The 13,590-nt window shown below is 33.0% G+C and carries 10 protein-coding genes; all 10 read left to right on the forward strand.

Features of this window, described 5'->3' with window-relative positions; all coding sequences use genetic code 11:
* Positions 1-170: 170 nt before the first annotated feature.
* The 10 genes from KHA98_RS07465 (at position 171) to KHA98_RS07510 (ending at position 13,585) form a co-directional block, all read left to right on the forward strand.
* On the forward strand, positions 171-3,887 hold the full coding sequence (locus KHA98_RS07465) for a SusC/RagA family TonB-linked outer membrane protein (RefSeq protein WP_213256863.1): 3,717 nt from the start codon (positions 171-173) through the stop codon (positions 3,885-3,887).
* Positions 3,888-3,898: 11 nt separating this feature from the next.
* Positions 3,899-5,377: a RagB/SusD family nutrient uptake outer membrane protein gene (locus KHA98_RS07470; RefSeq protein ID WP_213256865.1), complete on the forward strand. Its 1,479-nt coding sequence runs from the start codon at positions 3,899-3,901 to the stop codon at positions 5,375-5,377.
* Positions 5,378-5,396: 19 nt separating this feature from the next.
* The gene (locus KHA98_RS07475; protein ID WP_213256867.1) at positions 5,397-6,257 is read left to right on the forward strand and encodes a zinc-binding metallopeptidase; all 861 of its coding nucleotides are present in this window, start codon (positions 5,397-5,399) and stop codon (positions 6,255-6,257) included.
* Between the two features lie 31 nt (positions 6,258-6,288).
* Positions 6,289-7,602 (forward strand): DUF4302 domain-containing protein, encoded by a 1,314-nt coding sequence (locus KHA98_RS07480; RefSeq protein WP_213256869.1) that lies wholly within the window; start codon positions 6,289-6,291, stop codon positions 7,600-7,602.
* Between the two features lie 58 nt (positions 7,603-7,660).
* Positions 7,661-7,936 (forward strand): hypothetical protein, encoded by a 276-nt coding sequence (locus KHA98_RS07485; RefSeq protein ID WP_213256871.1) that lies wholly within the window; start codon positions 7,661-7,663, stop codon positions 7,934-7,936.
* Positions 7,937-8,097: 161 nt separating this feature from the next.
* Positions 8,098-8,844: a 3-oxoacyl-[acyl-carrier-protein] reductase gene (gene fabG / locus KHA98_RS07490; protein WP_213256873.1), complete on the forward strand. Its 747-nt coding sequence runs from the start codon at positions 8,098-8,100 to the stop codon at positions 8,842-8,844.
* 98 nt (positions 8,845-8,942) lie between these two features.
* Entirely contained in the window at positions 8,943-10,970 is a 2,028-nt protein-coding gene (locus tag KHA98_RS07495; protein ID WP_213256875.1) for a hypothetical protein, read from the forward strand.
* A gap of 66 nt (positions 10,971-11,036) precedes the next feature.
* Positions 11,037-11,870, forward strand: coding sequence for a DUF4846 domain-containing protein (locus KHA98_RS07500; protein WP_213256877.1), 834 nt, complete (start codon positions 11,037-11,039; stop codon positions 11,868-11,870).
* Positions 11,871-12,617, forward strand: a complete 747-nt coding sequence (locus KHA98_RS07505; protein ID WP_213256879.1) for a M15 family metallopeptidase — start codon at positions 11,871-11,873, stop codon at positions 12,615-12,617.
* A gap of 71 nt (positions 12,618-12,688) precedes the next feature.
* Positions 12,689-13,585 (forward strand): LysR family transcriptional regulator, encoded by an 897-nt coding sequence (locus tag KHA98_RS07510; protein WP_213256880.1) that lies wholly within the window; start codon positions 12,689-12,691, stop codon positions 13,583-13,585.
* The last annotated feature ends 5 nt before the right edge of the window (positions 13,586-13,590 follow it).

Consider the following 13,590-nt stretch of genomic DNA (forward strand, 5'->3'; position numbering starts at 1 on the left):
CCAAAAATAAACCAGTATAATGCCTATGTAAAAAAAATAACATAAAAAAAAGTGCCGAAATGCTGTAACATTATCGACACTTATTAGGGTTGAATTTCTCTCTGTAAAGAGCAATTCATGAGTTTCTTCAAATACATGCAATTAGTATTAATCAAAAACAAATCAAAATTATGAAAAAACCAGTTGTTAAACAACGATTACTCCATAGAATCATGAAAATAACACTATTTCAGTTTGTCTTAGCACTTGTGTTTTCAAGCTTTGCAGTGGCAAATAATGTAAGTGGACAAAAGAAATTAGATACTAAGGTTACCATTACAGTCGAGAATTTATCTCTTGACAATGCGCTGTCTAAAATCGAAAAGTCTGCACATGTTAAATTTTCGTATAATTCAAGACTTCCGCAACTAAATAATAAAATTAGTATCGAAGCAAATCAGGAAACTCTTTCGAGTATTCTGAGTCGCATTTTGGTACCTTTTAATATTACTTTTTCAGAAGTAAGCAATCAGATCATTTTGCAAAAAACGGCAGGAGCAAATCCTTTCGCAAATGCAGATAATCATGATTCACTTTTTGAGGCTTTAACAGCCGGACCAATCATTAAAGGAAAAGTAACAGATGCAAGTGGAGTACCACTTCCTGGAGCTACAGTAATGGCAAAAGGAACAAAAACGGCAGTATTAACAGACTTCGATGGTAATTTTAGCATCGAAATGCCTGCAAATAGTGACAGACTTCTTATTTCTTACGTAGGTATGGAGACCAAAGAAATAGGAATTGGAAATACTGCACCAACTATTGTTTTAAATGAATTAGGACAAAATCTAAAAGAGGTTGTGGTTACAACAGGATATGAGAAAACGTCTAAAAGAACTTTTACAGGAGCAATTAGTAAAATTTCGGGTACAGAGTTAAAAGTTGAAGGTGTTGTTGACGTAAGCCGAATGATCGAAGGAAAAGCTGCCGGGGTTACCGTACAAAATGTTACAGGAACTTTTGGTACAGCTCCAAAAATTACAGTGCGTGGTTCGTCTTCCATTTTTGGAGATACAAAACCATTATGGGTAATTGACGGCGTTGTGCAGGAGGATATTATTAATGTTACTTTCGCAGATTTGGCATCGGGGAATTCTGCTACATTATTAAGTTCTTCTGTTGCAGGTTTAAATGCAAATGATATTCAAAGTATTGAAATTCTAAAAGATGCATCGGCTACGTCAATCTATGGATCAAGATCGCTAAATGGAGTAGTGGTTGTGACTACAAAACAAGGACGTAGAGATTCTCCTTTAAAAGTGAGCTATTCTGTAGAAAATACGGTTAGAACTGTTCCAAGTTATACACAATACGATATCTTAAATTCTCAGGAATCTATGAGTGTGTTTCAGGAAATGAGACAAAAAGGATATTTAGATTTAAGTTCTTCTTATACAGGAAGATTTGGTGGGGCTTATAATATTTTAGCTAAAGAAATCAACCGTTATAATGAATCAAATGGTCAGTTTGGAGTTAAAAATGAACAGCCAAATATTAATCAATTCCTAAAGAAATACGAATTGGCAAATACAGACTGGTTTAATGTTTTATTCCGACCATCGATTACTCAAAATCACTCATTAAGTTTTTCTGGAGGAGGAAAAAATAATACTTTTTATGCTTCTCTTGGTTATTACACAGATCCGGGATGGACAGTTGCTGATAATGTAAAACAATTGTCTTCAAACCTTAAAGGTACATTCTACATCAACGACAAATTAAATGTTACTTTATCTGCTTTAGGATCTATTCGTAATCAACAAGCTCCTGGAGCTTATGAGAGTAAAAAAGATCTTGTATTTGGTAAAACAACAAGAGATTTTGATATTAACCCATTTAATTATGTGTTAAGTACAAGCAGAACTTTAAGACCTTATGATGATAATGGCAATTTGGAATACTACCAAAACAACTGGGCTCCAATGAATATTGTCAATGAGTTAGAAAACAACACATTAGATATTAAAGTTAATGACATGCGTTTTCAACTTGATTTGGATTATAAAATCAACAAAAACCTGACTTATAATTTAACAGGTTCAGCTCGTTACGCTAATACTTCAAGAGAACACAAAATTTACGAAGGATCAAATGTTGTTGGAGCATACAACGCAGGTGTTGGAAATAATGTAAATACACAGATTCAAAAAGATAACGTGTTTTTATATCAAAATCCAAACGACTTAACAGCGCCAAAAGTGTCTGTATTGCCAAGTGGTGGTTTTCTTAGAAAATATACTAACGATATGACTTCTTACAACATCAGAAATAGTATTACGTATAGAAATACTATTAAAGATAAACATGAACTTGAAGGTTTCTTTGGTACAGAGCTTAGATCTGTAGACAGAAACAATGACAGTTTTACAGCTGCTGGTATTCAGTATGATAAAGGTTTAACACCATTTATTGATCCAAGAATTATCGAAAAAATTGTAAACGGAGGAGATTCTTATTATGATTTTGGAGAAGAAAGAGAAAGAACAGTTGGTTTCTTCGGAAAAGTTGGATACACTTATGATCGTCGTTATACTGCTTCGTTAACAGGTCGTTATGATGGATCTAACAGACAAGGAGACACGGGCTCCTCAAGATGGTTACCAACTTACACTGTGAGTGGTAAATGGAATGTTGCTGAAGAAAACTTCTTAAAAAACAATGAAACAATCAATACATTGGCATTGAGAGCTTCTTACGGATTAACGGCAACTGCTGGTCCGGCAACGAACTCATTAGCGATTTACAAAAGTTTTATAACCGATCGTTTTAATCTTTCTGACAGAGAAAACGCAATTACAATTGAAGATTTACAGAATAAAGACCTGACTTGGGAAAAACAATACGAAACTAACATTGGAGTAGATTTAGGTATGTTCAACAACAGAGTGTCTTTGGTAACTGATATTTACCGTCGTAAAGCATTTGATTTAATTGATTATGTAATTACATCTGGTGTTGGTGGAGAAGCTATCAAGCAAGGAAATAATGCTGATATGGAAACTAAAGGTCTTGAGCTTGGAATTACAACTCAAAACATCATTACAAATAACTTTAGATGGTCTACAACATTGAATTTTTCTGTTTATGATCAAAAAATTACAAAATTGGCTAACAAACCATCTGCATTTGACTTAGTAGATTCTAACGGAGGAAATACAGTAGGACACCCAAGAAACTCTATTTACTCTTACCAGTTTACAGGATTAAACAATCAGGGATTACCAACGTTTAATTTACAAGAAGGAGCAGAAAATAATATTACAGGAGCAGATTTTCAGGATACTAAAGATGTTACCAATTATTTGAAATATGAAGGTTCTATCGAGCCAAACAAATCTGTTGGTTTAGCAAATACATTCACATACAAAAGCTGGTCATTATACGTATTTGTAGTAGGTTCAGGAGGAAATAAAGTTCGTTTAAACCCTGTTTACAGTAACGAATACAATGATTTAACCGTATTTACTAAAGAGTTTACCAACCGTTGGATTAACCCGGGTGATGAAAACAGAACAAACGTTCCTGTTATTGCAGATAAATTATTGAACAGAAATTACGGCGACAGAGATTTACAAATTGCCTACAATACTTATAACTTCTCTGATGTGAGAGTTGCTGATGGTGATTTTGTGAGATTGAAAAACGTTTCACTTAGCTGGGAATTCCCAAGTGATTACAAAAGAAAATTAGGTCTTAGCACTTTTACTTTAAAAGGATCAGCAGTAAACCCATGGTTGATCTATTCAGATAAAAGATTAAACGGTCAGGATCCTGAGTTTCGTAATACCGGAGGTGTAGCATTTCCTATCACTTCTCAGTACACATTTAGTATAAATGTTTCATTCTAATAGCATTAAACATGAAAAATATAAAAATAGCAGTTTCATTATTATTAGTGATCAGTCTAAATAGCTGTGATGAGTTTCTTTCTGAAATTCCAGATAACAGAACCCAAATAGATACGCCTGAAAAAATATCAGAATTATTAGTTACAGCCTATCCAAATAAAAGTTATGTTTTAATTGGAGAAACAATGTCTGATAACGTATTCGACAGCGAAACGCAATCTTCTGATGTAGATAACAGACAAAGTTATAACTGGGAAATGCAAACGCAATTAGGCCCTGATACCGAAGCAGATTTCTGGAACGGATCTTATGAAGCTATTGCTTCTGCAAATCAGGCTTTGACTGCAATTGAAGAACTTGGGAGCCCTGAAAGTTTAAATCCGCAAAAAGGAGAAGCTTTATTAGCAAGAGCTTACAACCACTTTATGCTGGTTTCATTTTGGTCAAACCGATACAATCCTGCAACTGCTGCAACAGATTTAGGGATTCCGTATATCACAAAACCAGAGACAGAATTATTGGTTACATACAAACGTAATTCAGTTAAAGAAGTTTTCGATTTTATTGAGAAGGATATTACTGAAGGAATGAAATATATCACCAATAATTACAAAGAACCTAAATATCACTTTAATGTTGATGCTGCAAAAGCATTTGCTAGCCGTTTTTATTTAGTAAAAGGAGACTGGGACAAAGTATTGGATTATTCTAAAGCATTAGGCTCTAAACCAACAACGTTAAGAGATTATGTTGCTTTTAATGCGGCACCTTCAGCTCAAAAATCTCTTGAATATTCAAAAGTAGAGCAGCCAACAAATTTATTGGTAGCTTATCCAAACTCAACAGCGCGCAGAGGATATCAAAATAGATTTTACTTAGCAGATAACAGATCGGATGAAATTTTAGGAGCTGAAACCAACATCTGGGGTAAAAGCTGGTTAATCTATACTTCATCATTTTATGAGAATAATGTGATTATCCCTAAATTCTATGAATACTTTAAGTATACTAACGTAACTGCCGGAATTGGTGAAGCTTTTACAGGTGTTGTATTATTAAGTAACGATGAGTTTTTCCTGAATAGAATTGAGGCACATGTAATGAAAAATCAATTTGATGAAGCAAATGCTGAATTACAATATTTATTAGGATTAAGAACGGCAGGATTTAATGCAACTACAGACAAGATTACAGAAGCTAACATTACAGCGATGTATCCGGCTGTTGCAGACGAATATACTCCTTTCTACACTTTAACACCTGTACAGGCTTCTTATATTAAAGCGATTGCAGAAGCGAGAAGAAGAGAATTTATCCAAGAAGGTTTAAGATGGTTTGATGTGAAACGTTTTAATCTGGTAGTAGAACATGTTACCAAAGAAAACGGGCAACCTGTTAAAACCAATATCTTAACGAAAGATGATAAACGCAGAGCTTTGCAAATTCCGCAAAGAGCATCTGACACTGGCATCGAGAAAAATCCTAGATAAAAATTTTAATTCAATTATTATGAAAATATTACAAAGATATAGAGCGATTGCAATGATTACGGGAGCGATGTTATTTGTGGCTTGTGCTCATGAAGATCAACCAACAGAATCGCAATTAGATTATACAGTAAAAAGCAAAACAGAATTAGACAACTGGATTGGTACTACTTTTCTTGATCCATACAACATAAAAGTATATTATGAGTGGAATCAGAATTTAGTAGATGACAACCGTTATTTATTTCCGCCAACTATAGACAGAGTACAGCCAGCACTTGAAGTTGTTGAAAAAATCTGGATCGACAGTTATTCTACTATTGGTGGAGCAGATTTCGTAAAGAAAATTTCGCCAAGAGAATTCGTTTTGGTTGGAGGAACAAACTTAAACACTTCTGGTACCATTACTTTAGGTTTGGCAGAAGGCGGGCAGAGAGTAACTCTTTTCCAATTAGATTACTTAGATCGTTCAAGCAGACCAGATGTTACACAATTTATTCATACAATTCAACATGAGTATGTACACATCTTAAACCAAACTAAACCTTTTGATGAGCAAGCCTGGGCGAAATTAACTCCGGCAGGATATACCTCTAGCTGGTACATCTACAGTGCAGCAAGTTCAAGAGCCTTAGGTTTCATTACCAGTTATGCGAGATTAAGCATTTACGAAGATTTTGCAGAAACTGCAGCAACAATCTTAACAAGCTCAAAAGCAGAATATGCAGCTATTTTGGCAAGTGTTACAGATGCAACGGCAAAAGCGAATCTAAAGAAAAAAGAAGCCATTGTAGTGCAATATTACAAAGACAACTTTGGAATGGATTTCTACGCTCTTAGAGATGAAGCGCAAAAGAATACAGATGCTGTTATCGAAGATTAAAACAAGTAATAATTAATATAAAAACAATATTATGAAAGTAAAACATATATATAAGTATCTAATTCTGGCACTTGTGGCAGTTATATTAGGTGCATGTACAAGTACCGAAGCTGATCCTAAATTTGATGAATCACCACTTGAAAGACAAAATAGTAGAAAAAAAGAACTAAATGACGTTTTACTTTCTTCTACAGAAGGATGGAAATTAGTTTATTATACTGATAATACACAATTAGGAGGCTGGACACATCTTTTTAAATTTTTACCGAATGGAAAAGTAGACATGGCATCCGATTTTGATAGCGATACCGATGTTCACCAAAGTCAGTATGATTTACAATTAGGTAGTACAGTGAGTTTGGTTTTTACCACAGCAAACAGAATACATCTTTTATCACAATCAGATAATTATCCGACCGCAGCACTTGTTGGTAAAGGATATTTGGGAGATTTTCAGTTCTTTTATTATGGAGTGGAAAATGGCGAAATCATTTTTAGAACCAACAGAGACTTTAAAGAAATACGTTTCAAAAAAGCAATAGCTCAGGATTGGACAGATTTGGCAAAGAATACTGTAATGGCAGAAAATATGTCAAGTAAAATATTCCGTTTATTAGATATTAATGATGGTTCAACTGTATCTCATTACGATTTTGATGTAAATTACGATGCGCGCTTTGCAGTAGCAAATTCGTTAGAAAGCGCTACGGCAAAAGGCTATAATATTGCCTACCAGTTAACACCAACAGGAATAACAGTAAAACCGGAACTTGAAGTAAAAGGTCAAAAATTATCTGATTTTATTTATGACAGCGCAACAGAAAACTTTGTTGCAACAGGTACAAACGGGGTAAGTGCTACGATCAAATTCACTTTTACTCCACCAGTATTGACTGATGATTATAAAATTTTACTTGCGGGTCAGCCAGCATCGAGATTTGGTTATTTCGCAGATGATACAACCGCAGACGCGCCTACAAACACCAAGCAGTTTAAAGATGCTTTTGCAGGTGTAAATGCGCAATTAGATGGTGATGATGAATTGACTGGTGTACAGCTCTATTTTAATCATGCAACACAAGGAAACATTATCTATTATACATTTGCAAGCGGAGCAACTTTTATTCACCGAATTAATGTAGTAGAAGATGCAGCAGGTAAAAAGATTATTTTAAAACACAGATCAGGAACAGTTCCGCCATTCTTGGTAGATTTTGAAAAATTCTTGTTAGATCCTAATGGTATTTATGTGAAGAAAGAAGCTTTTAAACTGACTTATACGAACACAATTTACACCTTTACAAGCGCAAGCAGTAGTTTTAGAATGACAACTTATAAATTATAATTTTAAACTAAAGAAAGTGTCTCCAGACAGAGATGCTTTCTTCTGAATAAAGTAAATTATGAAAAAACATCTTACAGCAACCAATGTTATCTTTTTTTTATGGGGGTTAGTATTACTTGCCATTTCAGAATTTTACAGAGATTATTACAGAAACTACTTATATCTGTCTATTGCAGTAATAATTCCTATAATGATTTATAACCTCATAAAGCAGAAAAGAGAAGACAAAGAGAACGATACAAAAAAGTTTCAGTCTTCAATTTTCAGAATGTTAATAATCGCATTATTATTAGTAATTGTCTTTTTGGTAACGAGACAAAATCCTATTTACTAATTCTAGTTTTGTTTTTAATTTTGGAGGAAAAAGCAGCTCAGTTGAGCTGCTTTTTTTAGTTAAGAAAAGACAATTCTCTACCAATTTTTACATCACAAATTTTATTAAACGCCCAAATAATCTATATTTGTATTTCAAAAAATATAAACGAATACCTTAATATGAAATTATTAGAAGGAAAAGTAGCAATCATTACGGGCGCTAGCCGCGGAATCGGAAGAGGAATTGCAGAAGTTTTCGCTAAACACGGTGCAAACGTAGCATTTACATATAGTTCATCTGTTGCTTCTGCAGAAGCACTTGAGGCTGAGTTAAATAGTTTAGGAGTTAAAGCAAAAGGATACCAGTCTAATGCTGCCGATTTTAATGAAGCACAAACTTTTGTTGATGCTGTTTTAGCTGATTTTGGAACTGTTGATATTTTGATAAACAACGCCGGAATTACAAAAGACAACTTGCTTATGCGTATGTCTGAAGCCGATTTTGATCAGGTAATTGATGTGAACCTGAAATCTGTTTTCAATATGACAAAAGCAATTCAGAAAACATTTTTGAAACAACGCGCTGGTTCGATCATCAACATTAGTTCAGTTGTTGGAGTATCAGGAAATGCAGGACAAACTAATTATGCAGCTTCAAAAGCAGGTGCAATTGGTTTTACTAAATCTGTAGCACTTGAATTAGGTTCTCGTAATATTCGTTGCAACGCAATCGCTCCAGGTTTCATCGAAACTGAAATGACGGCAAAATTACCTGAAGATGTAGTAAAAGGATGGAGAGACGGAATTCCGTTGAAACGCGGAGGAACTACCGAAGATGTAGCAAATGCATGTCTTTTCTTAGCTTCAGATATGAGTGCTTACGTTACTGGACAAGTTCTTAATGTTTGTGGAGGAATGCTAACCTAAGGTACTGAGGTTCTAAGTTGCAATCCCGATAACTATCGGGACAAAGGTTTTGTAAATGAAATCTTTGAATTATTAAATCTTATAAGCACTAAATAAATATGACTTCAAACACGATTTTATTATTATTACTTTCTTTAGTAATAGCGGGTGGGTTGTCTTATTTTCAATATTTTTTTAAAGCCAAAAACAAATCAAATCTGATTTGGTTTTTGGCTTTTTTACGTTTTTTAGCCATTTTCGGATTATTGGTTTTACTTATAAACCCAATCATATCAAAGAGTTCTCTTGAGATTACAAAAACACCTTTGGCAATTGCCGTAGATAATTCGAGTTCAATTGAAGCTTTAAAATCAGATAAAAAAGTAGCAGAACTGTATCAAAAACTAATTTCAAATCCTGCTATAAAGGAGAAATTTGAAATTCAGTCCTATCAGTTTGATGCCGATTTTAAACCTTTAGACAAACTCGATTTTAAAGGAAAACAAACTAATCTTGATGAAGTTGCCAAAAACCTAAAAAGCATCAATAAAAACCTGATTTTTCCAACCGTTGTAATCACAGACGGAAATCAGACTACAGGAAACGATTACGTATATCGATTTGATCCTGTCAATAAAGTTTATCCTTTGGTTGTGGGAGATACAACCACATTTTTTGATTTAAAAATCAATCAGCTTAACGTAAACAAATACGCTTTTCATAAAAATAAATTTCCTGTTGAAGTTTTTCTTCAATACGCAGGAGACAAAGCAACTACTGCAGATTTTACAATTTCGCAAGGAAATTCAATTGTAGCAAAAGAGAAAGTTTCTTTTTCAGCTTCAAAAAAGACAGCGACAGTAAATTTACTTTTACCGGCAGATAAAGTTGGATTACAAATATTTAAAGCTAACATTTCTTCCAATGCAAAAGAGAAGAATAGCTACAACAATATTAAAAATTTTGCTGTCGAAATTATCGATCAAAAATCGACAATTGCAATAGTTTCAGCAATAAATCATCCCGATATAGCTGCTTTAAAACGCGCTATAGAAGTTAATGCACAACGTAAAGTAATATTGGTTAAACCAAATGATATTAGCCAGTTACAAGAAGCTTCTGTTTTAGTTTTGTATCAGCCAACAACCGCTTTTAAAGCCGTATTTGACAACAATAAACTAGCAGGGAGAAATACGTTTATTATTACCGGAAATAGTACCGATTTCAATTATTTAAATCAACAACAAAACAATCTGGTTTTTAAAATGAGCGGACAAATTGAAGATTATTTATCTGAATTTCAATCTCAGTTTAATTCGTTTGCAATAGATAATATTGGTTTTGAGAATTTCCCTCCGTTGCAAAATCTATTCGGAACCGTGACAACAAGCGGAAATGTTTCCGTTTTACTATCGTCTAAAATCAGAAACGTTTCTACCAATGCGCCTTTATTGGCTTTTGCCGAAAATCAGGGAAAAAGAACTGCTTTTCTTTTAGGAGAAAACAGCTGGAAATGGCGTTTACAAAGCCATATAGATAATCAGAGCTTTGAGAAATATGATGTTTTTATCGATAAGATCATTCAATATTTGGCAACTTCGGCATCAAAAAAATCATTAGTGGTTACGCATGAAAATTTCTATAATTCAGGTGATGAAATCATTATAAATGCGCAGTATTTCAATAAAAATTATGAGTTTGACGAAAAAGCCAGACTTACAATTACGATAACAAATGCTGAAACTAAACAAAGCAAAAACTACGATTTATTAAAAGGGAACAATTCTTTCTCCGCCAATCTGGACGGATTTGCTGCAGGAAAGTATAATTTTACCGTAAAAGAATTAAATTCAAATACTTCGTATTCCAGTCATTTTGAAATTTTAGATTTTGATATCGAAAAACAATTTGTAAATCCTGACGTTTTAAAATTAAAACAACTTGCATTACAAACCAATGGAAAAGCTTTCTTTGAAAATCAGGAAGAAAATCTAATCAATGCACTTTTGGAAAATAAAGAATACAAATCAATAGAAAAAAATGTAACCACCAAAACTCCAATAATTGACTGGGTTTGGTTATTGATTTTAATTGCTGCTTTATTAACGACAGAATGGTTCGTTAGAAAATATAATGGATTATTATGATGAAATATAATTGAATTCCTTTTAGAATTTTGGAATCTTGCGGATATAAATTAAAACTCTAAAATTATGAAAGTTAAATTCTTTTTTATTGCAGCAATTTTGATGGTAATTTTTTGTTTTTTTTCATTTTCAGAGACAAATAATACCAGCGAAAACAATCTTTTAGGAAACACGATTCAACAACGTTTCCAGCTGCCTCAGGGATTTGTGAGAGAAGAGGAATCTAAAACTTCGTTTGATTTTTTTTTACGAAATCTTCCATTAAAACCATTGGGTTCAAATGTTTTGTATTTTGATGGAACTATAAAACCAAATCGAAATGTTTATGATGCGGTTGTGGATTTACCCATTGGAAAACAGGATTTGCATCAATGTGCTGATGCCGTGATGCGTTTACGAGCGGATTATTTTTATAGCCAAAAACAATACGATAAAATACATTTTAATTTTACAAATGGTTTTCGAGTTGATTTTAGTAAATGGGCCGCAGGCTACAGAATTACAATTAAAGGAAACAAAACTAGTTGGGTTAAAACTGCAAAACCATCTGACAGTTATGAAACTTATTGGAGATACTTAGAGACGGTTTTTATGTATGCAGGAACAGCTTCGTTAGAAAAAGAACTGAAACCAATTAATGTTTCAGACATAAAAATAGGGGATGTTTTTATAAAAGGAGGCTTTCCAGGTCACGCTGTTATTGTAGTTGATATGGCTGTGAATCCAAAAAACAATCAAAAAATTATGCTTTTAGCACAAAGTTATATGCCGGCACAGGAAATTCAAATATTGAAAAACCCAAATAATAGTTCTTTGAGTCCTTGGTACGCTGCTGATTTAGTAACTTCTCTAAAAACCCCCGAATGGACTTTTAGTTTATCACAATTAAAACGTTTTTAAATGAGACGATTCTTTTTTTTAGTCCTTATATTTCAAAATGTTTTTTCTCAGGAAATTTCATTGAATGTTCAAAAATTAATTAAAGCATATCCAGATCAAATTGTGGGTTATAAAGACAATAAAATTATTTTTAGTGATAAATCAAATTTAATTTATGATGATTTTAAAAATAAAACGAATCAAGAATTATTAGATAATCCTGATATTGAGGATCAATTTAAGTTTGTTTATAATAAAGCAGATAAGAATTTAATTCCAAAGGAAGATGCAGGAAGAATTCGAAATGAAGCTTTTTTTAAGAAAATTTACGGAAATTCAAAATCAGAAGTTGAATCAAAAATGACTGAAATTATTTGGTGCCCGAAATTAGTCAATCAGAAAATAAAAGTTACAACCGTAAATGGAATTGATAAAATCGTAAAAAAACTCTCAGCAGAATTAGATAATAACCCGGAATTTAAAAAATACATTAATGCTATTGGAGGTACATTTAGTTGGAGAAAAATTTCAGGAACAAATCGTTTGAGTATGCATAGTTATGGAATGACAATAGATATTAATGTCAAAAATTCTAATTATTGGCAATGGGATTGTAAATGTAAAAATGAAGAAGTTATTCTTTCGTATAGAAATCAAATTCCCCTCAAGCTAGTTTCAATTTTTGAAAAATATGGCTTTATTTGGGGAGGAAATTGGAAACATTATGACACAATGCATTTTGAGTATCGACCTGAACTTTTGTTATAGATTTTAAAATTATTTTATTGCAAAAAAGATATTGCGGAGGAAAGTTGATTACAAATTAAAAATTTTTGATTATGGATTTCAGGTTAAAAGTATTCTACACCGTTGCGCTTCGCCTTAATTTTACTAAAGCGGCGACAGAGTTGTATATTTCGCAGCCAGCCGTTTCAAAACATATTCAGGAGCTTGAGGAAAAGTACAAAACCAAACTTTTTGAACGAAACGGTTCAAAAATCGCTTTAACAGCTGCCGGGAAAATTCTTTTAAAACACACCAAAAATATACTTGAAATATATCGGGAGATTGATTTTGAAATGAGTTCCTTTATCAGCGAGCGTCAGGGATCATTGCGACTAGGAGCAAGTACAACCATTTCTCAATATATTATTTCTCCCGTTTTGGCACGTTTTCATCAAAAGCAAAAAGATATAAAAGTCAATTTGCTAAATGGAAACACAGAACAAATAGAAACCGCTTTAATCAATAAAGAAATTGAAATTGGAATTGTCGAAGGACAATCCAAAAATCAATCTATAAAATATACCCAGTTCTTAAAAGACGAATTGGTTTTAGTCTGCAGCAGCAAAAATCCTATTGCAAAACAGAATGAAATTTCAGTAAACGATTTAAAATCAATGAAATTCATAACCCGTGAACGCGGATCAGGCACACTTGAAGTTATAGAATATGCGTTGAAAAATATCAACCTGAACTTCTCAGATTTACAGATCGAAATGCAATTGGGTAGTACAGAAAGTATAAAATCGTATTTATTAAATTCAGATTGTTTTGCTTTTATGTCCATCCATGCAGTGAGTAAAGAACTAAAAAATAACGAATTAATGGTTTTGGACATTGCCAATTTATCTATCGAACGATATTTTTATGTTATTACCTTAATGGGGAAATCCGACGCATTATCAGAGATGTTTATTCAGAATATGTCAGATTACTATAACATGAAGTTATAGCCGAT

The sequence above is a fragment of the Flavobacterium branchiicola genome, assembly GCF_018383905.1.
In the GTDB taxonomy this organism is placed as follows: Bacteria; Bacteroidota; Bacteroidia; order Flavobacteriales; family Flavobacteriaceae; genus Flavobacterium; species Flavobacterium branchiicola.